General features: G+C 55.4%; 16 protein-coding genes and 1 tRNA gene. 7 read left to right on the forward strand and 10 right to left on the reverse strand.

Features of this window, described 5'->3' with window-relative positions:
• Positions 1–265 precede the first annotated feature (265 nt).
• From sstT to ACT3RQ_RS11930, 4 genes are all read left to right on the forward strand, one after another.
• Positions 266–1,492, forward strand: a complete 1,227-nt coding sequence (gene sstT / locus ACT3RQ_RS11915; RefSeq protein WP_444638958.1) for a serine/threonine transporter SstT — start codon at positions 266–268, stop codon at positions 1,490–1,492.
• Between the two features lie 230 nt (positions 1,493–1,722).
• Positions 1,723–2,253: a helix-turn-helix domain-containing protein gene (locus tag ACT3RQ_RS11920; protein WP_444680548.1), complete on the forward strand. Its 531-nt coding sequence runs from the start codon at positions 1,723–1,725 to the stop codon at positions 2,251–2,253.
• Complete coding sequence (locus ACT3RQ_RS11925; RefSeq protein WP_172118981.1) at positions 2,250–2,960, forward strand: AzlC family ABC transporter permease; 711 nt, start codon at positions 2,250–2,252, stop codon at positions 2,958–2,960. Before ACT3RQ_RS11920 ends, ACT3RQ_RS11925 begins: the two co-directional genes overlap by 4 nt.
• Positions 2,957–3,292 (forward strand): AzlD domain-containing protein, encoded by a 336-nt coding sequence (locus ACT3RQ_RS11930; protein ID WP_444680549.1) that lies wholly within the window; start codon positions 2,957–2,959, stop codon positions 3,290–3,292. Before ACT3RQ_RS11925 ends, ACT3RQ_RS11930 begins: the two co-directional genes overlap by 4 nt.
• A 61-nt stretch (positions 3,293–3,353) precedes the next feature.
• Here ACT3RQ_RS11930 and ACT3RQ_RS11935 read toward each other — a convergent pair whose 3' ends face one another.
• The 4 genes from ACT3RQ_RS11935 to ACT3RQ_RS11950 all read right to left on the reverse strand — a co-directional run bounded on the left by ACT3RQ_RS11935 (position 3,354) and on the right by ACT3RQ_RS11950 (position 8,511).
• Positions 3,354–5,492 carry a TonB-dependent siderophore receptor gene (locus tag ACT3RQ_RS11935; protein ID WP_444680550.1) on the reverse strand — a complete coding sequence of 713 codons (2,139 nt, stop codon included), beginning with the start codon at positions 5,490–5,492 and terminating at the stop codon, positions 3,354–3,356.
• A 368-nt stretch (positions 5,493–5,860) separates the two neighbouring features.
• Positions 5,861–6,655, reverse strand: coding sequence for an SDR family NAD(P)-dependent oxidoreductase (locus ACT3RQ_RS11940; RefSeq protein WP_444680551.1), 795 nt, complete (start codon positions 6,653–6,655; stop codon positions 5,861–5,863).
• A 39-nt stretch (positions 6,656–6,694) separates the two neighbouring features.
• The gene (locus ACT3RQ_RS11945; protein ID WP_444680552.1) at positions 6,695–7,501 is read right to left on the reverse strand and encodes an aldo/keto reductase; all 807 of its coding nucleotides are present in this window, start codon (positions 7,499–7,501) and stop codon (positions 6,695–6,697) included.
• A complete protein-coding gene (locus ACT3RQ_RS11950) occupies positions 7,498–8,511 on the reverse strand; it encodes a glutathione S-transferase family protein (RefSeq protein ID WP_444680553.1) in 1,014 nt (337 codons plus the stop codon). The genes ACT3RQ_RS11945 and ACT3RQ_RS11950 overlap by 4 nt, the downstream gene beginning before the upstream one ends.
• A gap of 124 nt (positions 8,512–8,635) precedes the next feature.
• On the opposite strand from ACT3RQ_RS11950, the gene ACT3RQ_RS11955 reads away from it, so the two are divergent.
• The gene (locus ACT3RQ_RS11955; protein WP_444680554.1) at positions 8,636–9,559 is read left to right on the forward strand and encodes a LysR family transcriptional regulator; all 924 of its coding nucleotides are present in this window, start codon (positions 8,636–8,638) and stop codon (positions 9,557–9,559) included.
• A gap of 266 nt (positions 9,560–9,825) precedes the next feature.
• On the opposite strand, the gene ACT3RQ_RS11960 is transcribed toward ACT3RQ_RS11955, so the two are convergent.
• Positions 9,826–9,902: transfer RNA gene (locus ACT3RQ_RS11960), tRNA-Ile, on the reverse strand.
• 113 nt (positions 9,903–10,015) lie between these two features.
• Here ACT3RQ_RS11960 and ACT3RQ_RS11965 point away from each other — a divergent pair.
• On the forward strand, positions 10,016–10,606 hold the full coding sequence (locus ACT3RQ_RS11965; RefSeq protein ID WP_444680555.1) for a hypothetical protein: 591 nt from the start codon (positions 10,016–10,018) through the stop codon (positions 10,604–10,606).
• A gap of 20 nt (positions 10,607–10,626) precedes the next feature.
• Here ACT3RQ_RS11965 and ACT3RQ_RS11970 read toward each other — a convergent pair whose 3' ends face one another.
• The 4 genes from ACT3RQ_RS11970 to ACT3RQ_RS11985 are packed head-to-tail and all read right to left on the reverse strand — an operon-like array spanning position 10,627 to position 14,565.
• Positions 10,627–11,436: an ABC transporter ATP-binding protein gene (locus ACT3RQ_RS11970; RefSeq protein ID WP_444680556.1), complete on the reverse strand. Its 810-nt coding sequence runs from the start codon at positions 11,434–11,436 to the stop codon at positions 10,627–10,629.
• On the reverse strand, positions 11,433–12,581 hold the full coding sequence (locus ACT3RQ_RS11975; protein ID WP_444680557.1) for a FecCD family ABC transporter permease: 1,149 nt from the start codon (positions 12,579–12,581) through the stop codon (positions 11,433–11,435). Before ACT3RQ_RS11975 ends, ACT3RQ_RS11970 begins: the two co-directional genes overlap by 4 nt.
• 7 nt (positions 12,582–12,588) lie before the next feature.
• Positions 12,589–13,602 carry a FecCD family ABC transporter permease gene (locus ACT3RQ_RS11980; RefSeq protein WP_172117541.1) on the reverse strand — a complete coding sequence of 338 codons (1,014 nt, stop codon included), beginning with the start codon at positions 13,600–13,602 and terminating at the stop codon, positions 12,589–12,591.
• A 39-nt stretch (positions 13,603–13,641) separates the two neighbouring features.
• Positions 13,642–14,565 (reverse strand): ABC transporter substrate-binding protein, encoded by a 924-nt coding sequence (locus ACT3RQ_RS11985; protein WP_444680558.1) that lies wholly within the window; start codon positions 14,563–14,565, stop codon positions 13,642–13,644.
• 274 nt (positions 14,566–14,839) lie between these two features.
• Here ACT3RQ_RS11985 and ACT3RQ_RS11990 point away from each other — a divergent pair, with 274 nt between their 5' ends.
• Positions 14,840–17,050, forward strand: a complete 2,211-nt coding sequence (locus ACT3RQ_RS11990; protein WP_444680559.1) for a TonB-dependent receptor domain-containing protein — start codon at positions 14,840–14,842, stop codon at positions 17,048–17,050.
• 152 nt (positions 17,051–17,202) lie between these two features.
• Here the strand turns inward: ACT3RQ_RS11990 and ACT3RQ_RS11995 are convergent.
• A partial coding sequence (locus ACT3RQ_RS11995) for a TonB-dependent receptor domain-containing protein (RefSeq protein WP_444680560.1) occupies positions 17,203–18,555 on the reverse strand: 1,353 nt, incomplete at its 5' end.

An 18,555-nucleotide genomic window follows, 5' to 3' on the forward strand; every position in this document is an offset into this window, starting at 1 on the left:
TAATCGGTCAGTCTTACCCGCTGCGTATCCCCGTTCATTAAAACATCGTTTCTCAGCGCACCTTTCTCCCAGCTTTTTGCACTTACTGGGCTGACATACAAAGCAATACCAGCACTGCCAAGCGTAGTGACTGCTCTACTTAAAACCCTCCCAAAGAAACTTGCTCACGAAAATCCCGCAGGATAGCGCCAAGTGGTAGAATGCTGCCCCTTTCCGGAGGCGTCTACGTATGCCCATCCCTATTCGACTACCAGAGTGACGCGCGATGATTGCAACCACCACTGGCTTATTCCGCCCGCTTTTACAGCTGGGCCTTATCCCGCAGATTTTAATTGGCATCGTGGCAGGTACGCTGCTCGCAATCTTTGCACCCGCAATTGCCGGTGATGTAGCGCTACTGGGGCAGCTGTTCATTTCCGCTCTTCAAGCCGTTGCGCCTATTTTAGTTTTTGTTCTGGTGGCAGCCGCCATTTCCGCGCATAGGCAGGGGCAGCCTACACATATTCGCTCGGTGCTAGTGCTGTATATTGTCGGTACGCTGATTGCGGCACTGATTGCGGTAGCCGCGAGCTTTTTGTTTCCTACGGAGCTGTCGCTTAACGCAGAACAGGTAAGTGGCAACCCGCCCGGAGATATTTTTCAGATACTGCAAAACCTACTGCTGAATGCGGTCGCTAACCCTGTTACTGCGCTGATGGAAGGTAATTTTATTGCTATTCTTGCCTGGGCCGTCGGTTTGGGTTTAATGCTGCGCCAAGCCAGCGAAACCACGCGCCTTGCTCTTAGCGATCTTTCTGACGCCGTTTCACGGATTGTGGCGCTGGTTATTCGCATTGCGCCACTGGGTATCTTTGGCCTGGTGGCAGGTACGCTGGCCGAGTCAGGCATCGAGGCGCTGCTTAATTATGCCCAGCTACTAACCGTTATTGTGGGCTGCATGCTGTTTGTCGCGCTGGTAAGCAATCCGCTGCTGGTGTACATCGCCACCCGTCAAAACCCTTACCCGCTGGTCTTTGCCTGCCTGCGTGGCAGCGCGATCACCGCCTTCTTCACGCGTAGTTCTGCTGCCAACATCCCGATTAACCTTGAGCTCTGCCGCCGCCTGAAGCTGGACCCTGATACCTACTCCATCTCTATTCCGCTGGGTGCCACCATCAACATGTGTGGCGCGGCCATCACTATCACTGTCATTACCCTGGCCACGACACATACCTTAGGTATTAACGTCGACTTCCCGACCGCCCTACTACTGTGCATCGTATCCGCCCTGGCGGCTTGCGGCGTTTCAGGCGTGGCGGGCGGCTCGCTAATGCTGATCCCGATGGCCGCTAACCTGTTTGGCATTCCTACCGAAGTGGCCATGCAGGCGGTTGCGATTGGCTTTGTGATCAGCGTGGTACAGGATTCCACAGAGACGGCGCTTAACTCCTCAACCGATGTACTGTTTACTGCGGCTGCTTGCCGAGCTAAAGAGGCAAAGACCAGCGCCTAAGCTTCAAGCGTTCAGCCTTCTTTTAACAGCCACATTCCCGCTGTTAAGAGAAGGCCAATAAATACCAACGGCTCGTTTTGGATCATGACTTCAAAACGGGCCGTTTTGGTATTTGGCTTCTTATGGTTAGCATCGCTCAGAAGCGACGAAGCGCTTTTGTAGCGCTCAGGTTGACAAACAAGCGTTCCTTATATAGAACGCTCTCTATAAGGAACAACGAGACACCCTGTATGGATAAGCTTTCACTTAATACGCTGGGCCAGCATTTGCAGTCGCTGCGCCAGCAACAAGGCCTTTCGCTTTCTCAGTTAGCGAACGCCGCCGGCATGGCTAAATCCAATTTATGTCGGCTTGAGCAAGGCAACGGCAACCCAACGCTGGACACCATTTGGCGGCTGGCCGTTCAACTCAACACTCCCTTTGGCACCCTCGTCGCGCCGATTACCGTACCGCTGGGCGAAGACGGCGTGCAGGTACGCCTCATTGACCAAGGCAAAGACGCCCCCCACGTGGACGCCTACTGGATGCGCTGCGCGCCCAACACGCGGCGCCGGGCTGAAGCGCATACACCGGGCACGCAGGAATCCCTTACCCTTATTAGCGGCTGGCTGGAAGCTGGACCGGAAGGTAACACCACGCAGCTTACCCCCGGTGAAAGCCTGATCTTCCCTGCCGATAAACCACACATTTATCGCACCCAAGCGGCAGAAGCCACCATGATCCTGACCATCACCTATGGTGAAAAAGGTGATACACCATGAGCCATGCATTAACTCACTCAGCGCTAAAAGGCGCACGAGAAGCCATCCCATTGCTGGGCGGCTATATACCGGTCTCGCTCTCATTCGGCCTGGTGGCGACACAAGCGGGCTTCACCACATGGGAGGCCGCCGCTATTTCACTACTGATCTACGCCGGAGCCTCGCAGTTTCTTTTTGTCGGTATGATCGCGGCGGGTTCGCCGCTTTGGCTGGTTGTCGCCATGACGCTATTAATCAACGTACGCCATGTGGTTTATGGCCCTAATCTAGCCGCATTATTGCCTCAGAGCCGTCACTGGCCCTGGCTGATGCACGGCCTTACTGACCAGGTGTTTGCTTTAGCCTTAACGCGACTTCCTCACTTGGATAAACCGGAGCGCTTCGGCTGGTTTTTGGGAGCGTCGCTCCTCGCCTGGGGCGCCTGGATCATAGGGACTATCGTAGGGGCGACGGCAGGAGAGGCGTTCACCGCTCGCTGGCCGCTGCTGGGTGAGATTATGCCTTTCGCCCTGCCCGCGCTGTTTTTAACCATGGTAGCACCGCGATTTACCGACAAACGCTGGTCGCTCGCACTCAGCGGGGCCATATTATCTGCACTCTTGTTTACGCTATATGGCTGGGCCAACGTCGCCATTCCGCTTGCTGCCGCCTGCGGCGCGCTCTGCTTCTATATGGTTAAGCTTGAATCCAGTAAAGGTGCGTTATGAGTACAGGGCTTTGGTTAGCCGTTATCGCCTCGGCATTAGGTACGCTACTCATACGCGTCGTCCCTTTTCTGTGGATGCAGCGCCGCTTAGGCAGTGATAGCGGCATCAACAACATGCCTCAGTGGCTGGGTATTTTAGGGCCGCTAATGATTGCAGCGGTGCTGGGCGTTTCTATTGTACCGGTTAACCCAAGTACGACTTCCTGGACCGCAACCGCGATTGGGCTATTGATTACCCTACTGGTATGGCTGCGCGTGCGTTCACTGGGTTGGCCGGTGGCGGCAGGCGTCGGCATGTTTGGGCTGGTGCAAGTAAGCGCTTCCGTGCTTTAACCAATGCACGTCAGTTGCTGAATAAATCAGCAACTGACGTTAACCACTCACCAGCAGCAACCTACCAGCTGTATTTCAGGCTACCCACCACGCTGCGCGAGGCTCCGTAATAGCAGTAAAAGTCACAGCCACTGACGTACTCTTCATCGGTAAGGTTGTTGACGTTGACCTGGGCAGTCCAGCTGTCGTTAATGCGGTAGCTCGCCATGGCATCATAGAGCGTTGTAGAAGGGACATTTTGCTCAATAGCGCTATTCGCGCTGGGTACCGTTTCCCCCATATAACGCACACCCGCCCCTACCGAAAGCCCAGCCAATGTGCGGCTCATATCGTAATCCAACCACGCTGACGCCATGTGCCTTGGCACCAAGGGAACACGCTCATCCCGCAGTGCATCATTCGCATCATAGCGGGCATCGGTATAGGTATAGGCCGCAATCAGCTTTAGCTCATCTGTTAAATAGCCCACGCCTTCGATCTCTACCCCCTGCGAGCGGCGCTTACCTACCTGCTCCTGAACAGGCGCACTGGTCGAGATCAGGGTGTTATTTTCTTCGACATCAAAGGCGGCAATGGTGAGATAACCATCTACGTCCAGTGGGGCAATTTTAACCCCAGCCTCAAACTGGCGACCCTCTAATGGCTCATAACTAGCGCCATCCGGCCCAATACCCGCCACCGGGGTGAACGACTCGCTATAGCTCACGTAGGGGGAAACTCCGTTTTCGCCCAGGTACATCGCACCGGCCGTAACAGAGAGGTGTTCGTCATCGTACCCTTCGCTGGAGCTGCCCGTGGTATCGCTAAAATGGTCGCTGCTATCGACATTATCGTAGCGCGCCCCAGCAAGCAGAACCCACTGATCGGCTATGCGCAGTTGGTTTTGAACATAGAGCCCCACCTGGCGGCGATCGACATTATGCTCAGTGGGGTCACCGGTATCCGGCGCCGTAAACGCCGAGTAATCGGGGTTATAGAGATCCACCGTATCGATATTTGTAAAGAAGCTAGAGCCATCACCCAGGGTGCGGAAACTGTCGCGGTTGGTGTAGTTTAAATTCAGTTCTTGATAGCCCGCGCCAACCAATAACGTATTCTCTGTGTTCTCGGTATAAGTACGCGCGATGAGTCGGTTATCAATATTAAACGCATCGTACTGGCCATCCCGGTCAATAATCCCACGGGAAATACTACGTGGCGGCGTTATATACGAATTGGGGTAAACGTTGCGCAGTTCCAAATCCAAATGGGTATAGCGGGCATTCTGCTGAAACTCCCAGGTATCGTTTATCTGGTGTTCCAGCTCATAGCCAATCGCAACCTGGCGCTGATCTAACCGATCATAATCCGGTTGACCAAAATTGGTCGCCGGATCAATTTTCCCAAACGGAGAATCTTCGAGGGTACCCAGTGCCGGAAAGAACCCAGTGGTAGGCACGCCCTGGTCTTTCTGGACGCTAGCAAGGAAGGTGACGGTGGTATCATCGCTAACATCGACCGCCAGGCTAGGCGCAAAGTAATAGCGCTCTTTTTCACTCCCGTTGAGCTCGCCCTCGCCATCGCGATAGAGACCCACTAGGCGATAGCGCACGTCATCGCGCTGCCCCACCGCGCCAGACACATCCACCCCTACCTGGCGATGATCATGGTTACCGGCTTCAACCTGCAGCGTTCCTTGCGGTTCACGGGTAGGCCGTTTACTAATCCCGTTGATCATACCGCCAGGGGGCGCCTCGCCATAGAGAATTGACGCAGGCCCTTTCAAAAGATCAACACGTTCAAAGCCAAAGGGCTCACTCATCCACCAGAAATAGCCTCCTGTACGGAAGAGCCGCAAACCATCCTGGTAAGTAGCGCCTTCCGCACTAAACCCACGCAGAAAAAACCAGTCGGCATTGTTGTCATTGCCGTAAGGCTGAGACACAACACCGGAGCGGTACTGGAAGGTTTCGTCATATTTATTGACGCCGCGATCCTCAAGCTCCTCCGCACTCACGGTTGAAATAGCGCGAGGCGTCTCTACGTCCGGGGTATCCACCTTCAGCGCGGTCGCCGTCACTACGGTGGTCCCCATGTTTACGGCCTCTTCCTGCGCCAGTGCAACAAAAGGCACAACACACAGCGTACCCCCTAACGACACAGCCAACGCACGGCGAATAGCGGCAGACAACGGTGTAACGGAAAAAGGCGAACGACGCATGTTAAACAGACCTCACTGACAGGCAGAATGGGGGAGAGGAGCACGTGTTTTTATAGTAGGCATGCCGGGAAAGACGAATGATACGGATCATCACTCACAACTACAATAACCGCACGATGTCAAGTTATCTTAGCCAAAAAGCGTTGGAAGGAGGTTAGATTAGCCATCTGGCATCTGAAACATGGCTTTTGATCTAGCAGATGACCTGTGCCGCCATAAGCCAGTGCAAGCACTTAACTTACTGACACTGCTGTAGCGCTCTTTAAATCTCTGGTGACCGAAATCTCTATCGCTTAGCAACAACAAGGAAGTAATGCGAATAGCAAGCCGGCAGACCGCCCGCTTGCTATTTGGCGCCGATCAGCTAATCAGGCAATGCTCTCGACAATGCCGCCCTCGACGCGTAGCGCCGCTCCGGTCGTCGCGCTGGCCTGGGGCGAGGCGGTGTAGACGCAGAGGTTAGCCACCTCCTCCGGCGTCGCGAACCGCTTGAGCAACGTCGAAGGGCGGTTCTCGTCAAGGAACAGGGTCTCCGCCTCATCGACCGAGACGCCACGCTCTTCAGCGAGCTTTGTAAGCATCGTCATGGCCCCTTCCGTGCGAGTCGGGCCGGGCAGGATGGTATTGACGGTCACACCGCTTCCGGCCAGCACCTTGGCCAGCCCGCGGGAGACGCCTTGCATAGCTGCTTTGCTGACACCGTAGTGCACCATTTCTGTAGGGATATTGAGTGCCGATTCGCTGGAAATGAACTGGATGCGACCCCAGCCACGTTCTTGCATTCCTCTGGCATAGTGCCGCGCCAAGCGCACGCCGCTCATGACATTCACTTGAAAGCTTTCCTCCCAAGCGGCGTCGTCAATGTCGAAAAAGGAGCAGCCACCGTAGATGCCCAGATTGTTAATCAGGATATCCACATCGGGTATGGCGGCCATCAATGCCTGCGCACCCTCGGCAGTGGCAAGATCGGCGGCAACGCCCGATAGGCGCGCCCCGGGCACAGCCCTGCCGATGCTCTCGACGGCCCTGTCCACGGTATCCTGCTTACGCCCCGTGACCACCACCTCGGCGCCAGCGCGTACCAGCCCCTCAGCAATGGCAAAGCCGATCCCGGCGGTCGACCCGCTGACAATGGCGCGCTTTCCTTTCAAGTCGATCTGCATGAACTGTCTCCTTATTTCGTCTTTGTATGAGGCAAGATGTTACTGATCCCACGTAGGGGCAAGATTGCCCGGACTGAGGATGCGGCCGCCCCTACGCGCCAAGCCATCGATCACGGCCATCTCGTCGGGTGACAGGGCAAAATCGAAGATGGCGATATTCTCCGCGATGCGCGTGGGCTTGGTGGTACGGGTTAGAAGCACGTCGCCCTTCTGGTGCGCCCACCTCAGCACCACTTGTGCCGCGTTTTTGCCATGCGCCGCGCCGATCCGGGTCAGCACAGGATCACGCGGCACCGCTCCCATCGCCATCACGAAGAACCCGGTCAGCGGCACGCCAAGCTTATGCGCCTGCTGGCGAAGCGTAGACTGATCAAGATAGGGGTGGATCTCGACCTGGTTTGTGGCAATCGGTGCCTCGCTTATCTCGACCGCGCGGGCAAGCTGGGTGGCGTTATAGTTGCTGACGCCGATATGGCGCGTCCAACCACGTGCGCGGGCTTCATTCAATAGCTCAATCTGGTGCTCAATCGGCATGCCGTGACCGGGCCAATGCACCAGCAGCAGATCGACCGTATCCAGCTTAAGCCTTTCGAGGCTTTCCTGAATCGAAGGCAGAAAACGCGCTTCAGAGAAATGGCTATTCATCACCTTGGTGGTGACGAACACCGCATCGCGATCCATACCGATATCACGCAGGGTGCGGCCGAGCGCGGCCTCGTTGCCGTAAAGCTGGGCCGTATCGAAGGCACGAAAACCTGCCTGCCAGGCAGCGGGGATCAACTGGGCGACCTGTTGATCGTCCAACTCATCAAGACCAAAGCCAATCGGGGGAAGTAAGCTATTCATCCAGCCGCTCCTGTGCGTTTATATATCCCTTTCCCGGGTAGATTATCTCGATCATGCGCTCGCTCAAGGTCCAGTTCAGGGCCCAGTGGCACGACAAGCGCCGGGTTGAGGGCAGTATTAGTGTAGTAACCGATCTTGATATGCTCGAGGTTGACCGTCTCGCTCACCCCCGGCCATTGATAGAGTTCGCGCAGATAGTTCGCCAAGTGCGGGTAGTCTTCGATGCGGCGAATGTTGCACTTGAAGGCACCATGGTAGGCCGCATCAAAACGCACCAGCGTGACGAAGAGTCGCCAGTCGGCCTCGGTCAGGAAGGCGCCTGCTAGATAGCGATGCATGGCCAGGTGCGCTTCAACGCGATCAAGCGCCTGGAACACCTCGCTAACAGCGGCGTCATAGGCTGCCTGATCCTTGGCGAAACCGGCGCGATAGACGCCATTGTTGAGTCTCGGGTAGATAAACTCGTTCCAGGCATCAATCCTGGTGCGCAGCGGTTCAGGGTAGAAGTCGAGGTCGTTGCCCGTGATCTCATCGAAGGCGCTGTTAAGAATACGGATGATATCCGCCGACTCGTTGTTGACGATCTGCCCCTGAGAGCGATCCCATAGCACCGGTACCGACACTTTGCCGGTGTAGAGGGAGTCACTCGCTGTGTAGAGCTGATGGTGGCGCTGGACCTCGCCCAGGTGCGGTCCGGCATCCTGTGGGGTAGCATAACTCCAGCCCTCTTCTCCCAGCCCCGCATCGGCGATAGAGAGCGGAATCAGGTCTTCTAACCCCTTGAGCTTACGCAAGATCAATGTGCGTGAAGCCCATGGGCAACAATAAGCAACGAAGAGTTGATAGCGCCCCGGCTCGGCGGGCAGCGCAGTGCTGTCCTTCCCCTCTGCTTCGCTGTGCGGCATGAGCCAACGCCGAAACCGAGTAGGTTCCCGCTCAAAGGCACCGCCTTTGATCTCGCTGCCGGCAATCTCGCCCTTCACCCATTGGCCGTTGATAAGACCTGGCATAACGCTCTCCCAAAAACTAGATGGCGGCTGGGCCGCATCGACAATCACCCAAGCACTTTGACTAGGCCATGTGAATAGTGTGAAGTAGTTTCCATATAGGCGTAAGACACCAAAAGAGGAACCCATGGTTGATGAATTGGAAACTATCGGTGGGGCGCTAGAAGACATTCGCGCGTTCTGCGCGGTAGCGGAGTTTGGAACGGTCTCGGCCGCGGCGAGACAGCTGGGCGAGACCAAGGGAAGTATCAGTCGCCGACTATCACGGCTGGAACATCGGCTGGGGGCGGCCTTGTTGGCACGCACCCCTCGGGCGGTCTCTCCAACGAAGGAAGGCACCGCCTTTTATATCAAGGCGAGAGAAGCCCTGGCGTGGCTGGACGATGCCGCAGAAGGCGCACGTCAATCTCAAGACGTGCCCCAAGGGCATCTGCGTGTGACAGCCCCGGTGGATATCGGAATAGAGCTGATGCCACCCATCGTGGCGAAATTCCGGGCACTCCATCCACAGATTACCATTGAACTTCTGGTGACAGACACGCCGCTGGACCTTGCCGCCAACCGCATCGACTTGGCCCTGAGAGCGCGAGACGGGAACCTACCCGACATGGTTTATCGCGCCTCATCGGTGGCCCCATTACGCGTGGGGCTTTATGCCGCCCCAGACTATCTCAAGGCGAACGGATGGTCTGGGGATACCCCCGCCGCGCTTGCCGAGCAACATTTTGTCATCTCACGTGAATTCACAGGGGCCGCACAACTGGTGCTGACCGATCACCGAGGCCGCACACAGGAGGTGGTGATCCGTCCGAGCATTCGTACCAGTGACTATGCAAGCGTATTGCGCTTGGCGATAGCAGGTGCCGGGATCGGCCCTGTTCCCGACTTGGTGGCCGCCGCACACGTTGCCTCCGGCGCTCTGGCGCCGGTGCTGGCGGACTGGAGCTTATCGGAAGGCCAGCTCTATGCAATCAGCCTGAGTGGTCAGCACGCACCAGCGCGAGTACGTGTCTTCCGAGAGTTCGTCCGTACGGAGCTAAATGCCGTTTAGAAAAAGTGTCAGGTTTGCGTCGCAGGGCCTGATACCGGGCCCGAGCGTTCACAATGGCACGGTGATGCGTATCCGCTCAGACCCTCCCTCTGTTCGAGAAAGGAGCACCCAGCGAGGCCAATGTAATAATCGTAAAACGGGAAGGACTTGAAGCGGAGCGAGATAGAGAAACGACGGCGAATCCGAATAGTTGATATTCGCAAACGTAACCTACGGACACCAGATAGCGAGAAAGGAGATCGGATGCTATCCAAGAGCTTGAAAAATGGTGGGCCCAGTAGGACTTGAACCTACGACCAAGGGATTATGAGTCCCCTGCTCTGACCAACTGAGCTATAGGCCCGAAAAGCGTGCATATAATAGCGAATGTGGCGAGGCGAGGCTACCCCTACGTATGTATCTTCATACGGGAATGGCACTTTTTACGGGATTGCGGGTCTTGAGATGGAGTTCTTTATGCGGAGACGCGCCTTGAAAGCTTTGATTGCTCTTTTCCCGTTGCTGCTAACGGTGCCGGTTCAGGCCGATTGGCAGCTTGATCCTGGTGAGTCGCGTGTAGAGGCGGCGATTACTCAGCTCAACGGGGCGACACCTCAAACGCATCATCATCAGGTGCGTAATTTAGAAGGTGATATTTCGCCCGATGGCACGCTGCGCCTGCCCCTCAAGTTGAGCCAGACCGATCTGCTTTCGCGCTTTAATGATCTACCGCCGTGGGTCGCTCTGCTGTCGAATACTCCGCTGGTCACGCTGGTTGGGCAGATGCCGCCGGAACGGCTGGATGCACTGGATATCAATGAGTCACTGGTCGAGACCATTACCTTTCGTGTACAAAACGAAATGGTGAACCGGGAGGAGTCGGTGCCCTTGCGCTTTACCCGCGAAGGCTTGAATCAAGTGAGGGTGACTCACGCAGAGCCAATGACGCTGGATGGCAAGACGTTAATGGCAAACACCACGGTCCGTACTCTGCTATCCATGCTTGGCTATCAACAGATTGACGATAACGTGCCCATTACGCTGAATGCCTTGCTGATTAACCGTTAAGCCTTTAGCGAATAATCTTTTTAAGCGGGCTCGGTCGCCCGGCGCACATTAGCCAGTAACGGGCTACCGGTCGCCGGGTCGGAAAGTAACGTGCAGTCGACCTGATACAGCTTGCGCACCAGCTCTGGCGTGACCACATGCGCAGGCGCGCCCTGATCAACAATTTTTCCATCACACATGGCGATCAAGTGGTCCGCGTAGCGGCAAGCGCTGGCTAAATCATGCAGTACCATCACCACGGTGCGACCATGCCCAGCCAAGTGGCGCACCAGTTCAAACACCTCGATCTGGTGGCCTAAATCAAGCGCGGAAGTCGGCTCATCCAGCAGTAAAAGCGGCGTTTGTTGAGCGATGGTCATAGCGATCCACGCACGCTGGCGTTGCCCACCCGAAAGCGCATCAATGGGGCGATCCGCTAAATCCTCAAGCCCTGCCGCTAAAAGCGCGTGTTGTACCACCCGCTGGTCTTCGGCCGACCATTGCCGCAACCAACCCTGATGCGGCTGACGCCCAAAACGAATCAGTTCCGTTACCGTTAGCCCTTCTGGAGCGATAGCCTCCTGGGGCAGCAGCGCCAACTGCGTGGCGAGTTGGCGAGACGGTAAGCGTTGAATATCTTCACCGTTGAGCAACACGCTACCTTCATCGGGCTTATGCAAACGCGCCAGGCCCGCAAGCAGTGTCGATTTACCACATCCGTTAGGCCCTACAATGGCTGTCACTTTGGCACTGGGCAGTGTCACCTCCAGGCCATCGATCACCCGCCGCGTGCCATAACCCATGCTTAATGCGTGAGTGGCTAGTGTGGGCGGGGTTCGAAAATCGTTCATGCGTGACTCCGTTGCGGGCGCATCAAAATCCATAAAAGCCAAGGGCCGCCGATGATGGCGGTGACAATACCAACCGGCAGTTCGATTGGCGACAGTAGCGTTCGTCCCGCAAGGTCCGCTAACACCATCACCAGCGCACCTGCCAGCGTAGCTGCGACTACCGGCACATGGCGCGGAGTGGAAAGTGCACGGGCAATTTCAGGGCCGATTAGCCCCACCATGCCTACGGGGCCCGCCACCGCAACGGCCAAGGCCGTTAAAGCAACCGATAGCAGTAATATTTGGATACGGCGCACGGTGGTGTTGATGCCCAAACCGCTGGCCGTAGCGTCGGAAAACCGCAACACCGTGAGTGAGCGTGCCAGCACCAGCGCAGCAACAAAGCCCAGCGCTAAGCCAATTCCCAGCAGTTGGACTGAGCCGCCGGAACGGGCATTGAGGGAACCGACAGTCCAGGGATAAGCAGCATTGGCTGTATCGATAGCCACGCGCGCCAACATCAGTTGCGTGATGGCCCCAAAGATGGCCCCTACCCCAATCCCCGCAACGATAAACCGGTACCCTTGCGTGCCGCTGCCAGCAGCAAGCCCAAAGGTAATAACGGCAGCCGTGGCGGCGCCGGTCAAGGCCATCGCGGAAGGCGCCAGCGATACGCTCATCCCCACAACGGAGGCCACCGCAAAGGCGGTGGCACCGTTATCAATACCAATAATACCGGGCGTGGCCAAGCGGTTACGTGCCAGCGTTTGCATCAAAATACCCGCCAGCGCAAAGGCGCCTCCGGTCAAACAGGCGGCTACAAGCCGCGGCAAGCGTAACTCCTGCACCATAAAACCGGTCATCATATCGCCCTGCCCAGCCAGTGCTTGTACTACATCGCGCGGGTCCAGGGTGACGGTGCCAAGGCTAAGGTAGGTAATGCAGGCGAGCAGCAATGTGACCACTAACCCACTGTTAACCCAAACGGCTCGCTGCTCAAGCAGAATACTGTAGCCATCGCCTCGGCGCTCGCCCCAGCGCCAGTAGCCCGTTGGCGGCTCTACCGGCTCTTCTTCATAACGCACCATGCCCATATCGGGTGTTCTCGCGACCACAGCCGTGGCGCCCTGTTTTTTGAATTCAGCTTTTAACCAGCGAGGCGTCATAACAAACTCACAACATGGGTAAACGGCGGGCGCGTACAACAGCAATAAGCACAGGCGCTCCGCACAATGCCGTAAGAACACCCAGCGGTAGTTCAGAGGGAGCGACCACCAAGCGGGAAATAACATCGGCCGAGACGACGATTAACGGGCCAATCGGTAAACAAAACCATAGAGTGCGTCGGATATCTGGCCCGGCAAACGCGCGAGCAACAAAAGGCACTACCAGCCCGACAAAAATAATAGGCCCGGCAATGGCCGTTGCGGCCCCGACCAAAAGCGCTACGCAAAGTACGACCAATGCACGAATCAGCTGAGGATGATGCCCCAGCCCCGAAGCCATCCGCTCCCCGAGCGCTAATGCGGATAAAGGGCGCGCAATCAACACAACCAAAAGCGTGCAAAAGGCGATAGAAGGCAATACGGCTATTAAATCTTCCAGACGACGGCCCGCCAAACTGCCAATCACCCAGAAGCGCACTTCGTCAGCAGAGCGCTGGTCAAACAGCAGCAGTAGCGCGGTCATCGCCCCCAGCAACGCCGAGAAAGCAGCACCGGCCAGCACCAGGCGCACTGGGTCATTACCCACGCCGCGCCAACGCGCTACGCCCAATACGCAGAGGCAGCCTATCAATGCACCCAACTGCGCGACGGAAATACGCAGGGTGGCCGCACTTGAACCCAGCACTAGCGCCAATGCAACAGCAAACGCCGCCCCCGCACTGACGCCCAGCAACCCCGGTTCCGCTAGCGGGTTACGCGCAACGGCTTGCAAGAGCGCACCCGAAACACCCAGCGCCATACCCACCGCAATGCCAATCAAGGTGCGTGGTGCACGCAGCTCCCATACGACAAAATGCGCGTCACTGTCTTCGCTACCCAACAGCATAGAGAGCGCTTGTAATGGCGAAACGCTGCCAGCCCCCACCAACAAACTAACGACGCTCACCGCCACTAGGGCGGTGAGCAGGCTTAACAGCAGCGTTCGTTGTTCAAAGCGCTGCGTTAGCGAACTTACTGACATGTTCGTTCCTTCACAGGCGTACCTTGATAGTAAGGACGCTTAAGGCAAGAGCGCTTGTTCGATATCGTTCAAGATGGCCTGGGCAGCCAGCGGCCCTGAGGCGCTGCTCCATACCTGGCCATTCACAGGCACAACGTGTTCTTGTTGCACAACATTCAAACGGGTGAAGGCATTACTCTGTTCGGCAGCCTCCAACGCTTGCTGGCCATCTTCATTTAGCGTGGCAAGAAATAGCCAGTCGCTGTCAATCAGTGAGAGGTTTTCAAGGCTTAATACATCACTATGGGCACTGCCCTCACTAACTAGGCCTTCGTCTTCCACTATCAGCCCTGTCGAAGCAAGTACGCCGGTTGAAAACAGCTCAGAGGACATGACCATGGGGCCAGCAGGCATCCACCGCACCAGGTAAGCGGTGCCGCCGACACTGGCATCACTCAAACGTTCGTTAAGCTCTGCGGCACGCTGCTCCACCTTTTCAAGCGCTTCACCAATTTCTGCTTCTTTACCCAGCGCTTGGCCAAACAGCTGCGTTTCTGCTTTCCAGCCGTCGCGAGAAAAACCGCTTGTTTTAGGAACGACCGTGGGGGCAATACGTGACAGCAACTGGTACTGCTCTTCAGCAAGCTGGGGCGCTGCAAGAATCAGGTCCGGTTGTAAACGAAGCACCGCTTCGATATTGAGTTCGCGGGTAACACCGACCATTTCCAGCGCGCTTACATCGGTGTGTTCACCAATATAAGCAGCGACATCGTTGCTGCCACGCGAAGCAATGGCGCCTATCGGGATGACACCTGCGGCCAACGATGCGTCTAACGCGCCTTCATATAGCGTTACAACACGCTCCGGCGCATCAGGCACTTCAATTTCTCCAAAAGCAGTATCCAGCTCTCGGGCTTGCGCATTGGTAATCAAGCTACTCAATAGCACACCGGCCAAGCCAAGACGCAGTACCGAACGCAGCATAGTGAACCTCTATTCTTAGACCATTCGTTCGAATAGTAACGATTCTCAAAAACATTTGCATCTATATTAAACAGAACCCGTCGTTCCATTTTACGCAACACAAAGAAAACCGCTTGTGTAATACCCCTGCTCCTAAACTGGCCCTCCCTACGTTTCTATTTTAGCAACGCACTGTTCCATGATATTGGCTCGCGCATGGGAATTTTTCTTTTTAGAATCCCACCCTCATTTGATAATAAATATCATTACCGAACCATTAACCAAGGGGATCGCTATGCCACGCTTTACTCGTAATGCTTTAGCCAGCGCTGTTGCTCTTGGGCTGACCGCTGGCGCGGCCAATGCTCAGGAAAATACTCAGCTTAATAACATGGTGGTGACCGCTTCCGGGTATGAGCAAACGCTAAATAGTGCCCCTGCGAGTATCTCAGTGGTAACGCGGGAAGAGCTGGAGCAAAACCAGTTTTCCAACATTGCCGAGGCTATCAAGGATATTCCAGGCGTCGATATTCGCTCTGGAACCGGCAAAACAGGTGGCTTCAATATTTCCATCCGTGGCATGCCAAGTGCTTATACGCTGATCCTGATTGATGGACGCCGCCAAAACGCCTCGGGCAATGTCACACCCAATGGCTTTGGCGAGACCTCAACCAGCTTTATGCCGCCCCTTTCAGCGATTGAGCGTATTGAAGTTATCCGTGGCCCAATGTCCACTCTTTATGGGTCGGACGCCATGGGCGGGGTTATCAATATAATTACTCGTCGCGTTAGTACTGAATGGGCCGGCTCAGTAACGCTTGAGAACACCTTTCAGCAAGATCGTGATGCGGGCAACAACTCAGCAATTAATCTCTACACTTCAGGCCCACTGGTTGAAGATACGCTAGGTCTGCAGTTGCGTGGGCGCTTGTTTGACCGCGATAGCTCCGAGCGCATGGTAGAGGGCAGCGCAGGACGCGACCCTCGCCCTGTGGAAGCGCGCATCTACTCGATTGGCGGGCGCTTAAACGTGACACCCGATGATACCAACGAATTTTGGCTGGATGCCGAACGCTCCCGCCAGGTGTACGACAACTCAGATTGTCGCTTGGGCAGTCTGGATGGCTTAAAGCGTAATGACTGTTCCACACCTCAACCGGGTGAGTTTTTCGGCTACTCAGATGAGCTGCGCTTTAACCGCGACCAAATTGCCGTAGGGCATACCGGCCACTACGCCGCAGGCACCCTTGAGAGTAGCGTTACGCATAATTTTACGGAGACACTTGGGCGTACACTGCCTGCCGGAAACGCACCTGACTATGGCTATATAGCTCAAGGAGGCGAACCACGTCTTCTGGAAAACCGTGACACTGTGGTCGACAGCAAATTCATTGCACCGCTGGATGACCACATGGTGACCGTAGGCGTTCAGTATATTGATGCTGAACTTAAAGAAGGCACTGCAGGCAACGAGAAATTTTCTCAGTCAAGCTGGTCATTTTTTGCCGAAGATGAGTGGCTGCTAACCGATGACTTAGCGCTAACCTTGGGCGGTCGCTATGAAAACCATGATGCGTTCGGTGGCCACTTTAGCCCGCGCGGTTACTTAGTGTGGAATACCACTGACCAGTTAACCCTTAAAGGGGGTATTAGCCAAGGGTACAAAACGCCCACGCTGAACCAGCTACACGATGGTGTTAACGGTTTTGGCAATCAAGGCCAATCCGTCAGTCTTGGCTCGCCAGACCTTGGACCCGAGAAAAGTACCAACTATGAAGTGGGTGCGATCTACGACAACCTTAGCGGCTTCTCTGCCGGGGCAACTGTCTTTTATACCCAGTTTCGCGACCGTATCGCTGATGGCGACAGCCTGCCCAACTGCCAATATATTGACGATAATGGCAATCAGCCTTACGCCAATGCCGCTAACTGCTTAAGCGTAGGGAATTTCACTCAGCAGGCTAGCTTTGACCAATCAATCAATATTGACCGCGCGGAAACTCGTGGTATTGAACTGACCAGCAGCTACCAAATTGCTCCTGCCTGGGCGATCAGCGGTGGCTATACCTACACTGACACCGAAATCACTTCCGGAGAGAATGAAGGTCAACCGCTTACCAATGCACCCAAGCATAAGTTGACCACTGATCTTAACTGGGCAATTAATGATCGCTGGAACACTACGCTTGAAGGGGAGTACTACTCTTCACGGGAGCGTTTTAGCGGCAATGTAACCGGCTCCTCCGCCGCACTTGTTGACCAATTAGGTAATAACCTGAACGGCTACACGCTGTTCAACCTGAAAAGCTCTTACCTATTCTCCGATAACGTTCGCCTCACGGGCGCCATTTACAACCTGTTCGACAAGGATTTCGCAGGTCACGACACCTACGAGTATGAAGGGGATACCTACATCGCCTATCACTACACTCAGACAGGTCGTTCCACCGACGGCGTCGCCTTGGATGGCCGTAATTTCTGGGTCTCAGCTACTTACGAGTTCTAATCGCTTCCTACTTGAACGGCTCTGCTTGCTGTTTCAATGCTCTCTTTACGCCTCGGCTTTGCCGGGGCTTTTTTATAGCGCTCTCTTTTATAACCGCTATAAAAAAAGCGACCACTTAAAAGTGGCCGCTTGGTTAATGTGCTCTTGAAGAATTAAAAATCCACGCTCAAGCCTAACCACACCCGGCGGCCGTCTTCCACATAGCCATACTCATCGTAAGTAATCGTTTCATCCAGCAGGTTATAGATACCGGCATTAAGCTGCGTATTGGCATTCAGTTGATAGCCAAGACCTGTATCTACAAAGGTGTAAGAAGGCGCGATAGTGGAGCTTGAGGAAGGCCCGGTGACCGGCTGGCTCTCCTTACCCCGGTAGGTTGCTCTGGTCCACTGGCTTAACCGAGCAGACACCTGCCAATCAAGCGATGCTGAAATTTGATGGCGGGGCAGTTGCGTCAGCGGGCTACCGGCGTACTCACCACTCTTCTGTTCGGAGTCGGTGAACGTGTAGCTTCCGGTTAAATCAAGCGATTCGTTAAGCGGTGCGGCCAAGCTAACTTCTACACCGCGCGTTACTGCTTCATCGACGTTAACACGGTACGTCGGATCACTGCCAAAGTCGTTGGGGCCTGCATCACAAATTGAAACAGGGCATGCAATGCGGGTGATCTTGTCGTCAAAGTCGTTATGGAAAACCGTCAAGCTACCGTTAAATCCATTTTCATTTCCATAATAAAGCGCCAGCTCTTTGTTGAGCGAGGTTTCCGGTTTTAAATTCGGATTGCCATATACGTTGCCCCCGCGGCTAACCTGCCCCCAGCCGGGCGCCGTCTCACGAATATTGGGCGAGCGATACCCGGTAGACACGCCCCCTTTCAGGGTCCAATCAGGCGTCATGTTCCAGACGCTGTAAAGTCGTGGGCTTATATGACTGCTGTATTTATCTGACTCATCAAGGCGTATACCGCCTGTTAGCGACCAGCTATCGGTCAACATCCACTCGTCTTCAACAAACACAGCCCACTGGCGTTGATCAAGCGTAGTAAGGTCGGAAATCTGGTTGGTAGTGCCATCCTCCAGCTTCTCCTCCTCGTAACTGGCCCCCACCGTCACCATGTGCGCGCCAAGCGGAATGACGCCACTGGTCTTGGCTGTCGTGTTGGTAATTTCAATATCTCGCGAGTCGTTGCGGCTATTTTCGCGCTGAACGAAGGTTTCGCTGGTACCCCAATCAAAACGACCGCTATGGGTCACCGCCATATGCCGATTGGTAAATTTGTTGAGGCTGTCAGAGCAGCCGCCACGGCAACCTTCAGAAGGCGCTGAGCGCCCCATCAAAGATTGGCGATCCTGCCTGGTAATGCCTGCCTCGGCGGTAACGTCATGGTTATCGCTGGCGGCCAGGTTAAAACGTGCCGTCAGGCTTTGCAGACTCTTATCTTCATAGCCGTTGATGATCTTGTCTTCATCACGCTGCGAGGCTTGACCATAGAGTTGAAGCCCTAG

Source organism: Halomonas sp. AOP43-D1-4 (assembly GCF_052446175.1).
Classification (GTDB): Bacteria; Pseudomonadota; Gammaproteobacteria; order Pseudomonadales; family Halomonadaceae; genus Vreelandella; species Vreelandella citrativorans.

What these genes read in the sequence shown, in the direction of transcription:
- sstT (WP_444638958.1), top strand. Translation starts at nt 266, where the DNA reads ATGATTGCAACCACCACTGGCTTATTCCGCCCGCTTTTACAGCTGGGC.
- ACT3RQ_RS11920 (WP_444680548.1), top strand. Translation starts at nt 1,723, where the DNA reads ATGGATAAGCTTTCACTTAATACGCTGGGCCAGCATTTGCAGTCGCTG.
- ACT3RQ_RS11925 (WP_172118981.1), top strand. Translation starts at nt 2,250, where the DNA reads ATGAGCCATGCATTAACTCACTCAGCGCTAAAAGGCGCACGAGAAGCC.
- ACT3RQ_RS11930 (WP_444680549.1), top strand. Translation starts at nt 2,957, where the DNA reads ATGAGTACAGGGCTTTGGTTAGCCGTTATCGCCTCGGCATTAGGTACG.
- ACT3RQ_RS11935 (WP_444680550.1), bottom strand. Translation starts at nt 5,492, where the DNA reads ATGCGTCGTTCGCCTTTTTCCGTTACACCGTTGTCTGCCGCTATTCGC.
- ACT3RQ_RS11940 (WP_444680551.1), bottom strand. Translation starts at nt 6,655, where the DNA reads ATGCAGATCGACTTGAAAGGAAAGCGCGCCATTGTCAGCGGGTCGACC.
- ACT3RQ_RS11945 (WP_444680552.1), bottom strand. Translation starts at nt 7,501, where the DNA reads ATGAATAGCTTACTTCCCCCGATTGGCTTTGGTCTTGATGAGTTGGAC.
- ACT3RQ_RS11950 (WP_444680553.1), bottom strand. Translation starts at nt 8,511, where the DNA reads ATGCCAGGTCTTATCAACGGCCAATGGGTGAAGGGCGAGATTGCCGGC.
- ACT3RQ_RS11955 (WP_444680554.1), top strand. Translation starts at nt 8,636, where the DNA reads ATGGTTGATGAATTGGAAACTATCGGTGGGGCGCTAGAAGACATTCGC.
- ACT3RQ_RS11965 (WP_444680555.1), top strand. Translation starts at nt 10,016, where the DNA reads ATGCGGAGACGCGCCTTGAAAGCTTTGATTGCTCTTTTCCCGTTGCTG.
- ACT3RQ_RS11970 (WP_444680556.1), bottom strand. Translation starts at nt 11,436, where the DNA reads ATGAACGATTTTCGAACCCCGCCCACACTAGCCACTCACGCATTAAGC.
- ACT3RQ_RS11975 (WP_444680557.1), bottom strand. Translation starts at nt 12,581, where the DNA reads ATGACGCCTCGCTGGTTAAAAGCTGAATTCAAAAAACAGGGCGCCACG.
- ACT3RQ_RS11980 (WP_172117541.1), bottom strand. Translation starts at nt 13,602, where the DNA reads ATGTCAGTAAGTTCGCTAACGCAGCGCTTTGAACAACGAACGCTGCTG.
- ACT3RQ_RS11985 (WP_444680558.1), bottom strand. Translation starts at nt 14,565, where the DNA reads ATGCTGCGTTCGGTACTGCGTCTTGGCTTGGCCGGTGTGCTATTGAGT.
- ACT3RQ_RS11990 (WP_444680559.1), top strand. Translation starts at nt 14,840, where the DNA reads ATGCCACGCTTTACTCGTAATGCTTTAGCCAGCGCTGTTGCTCTTGGG.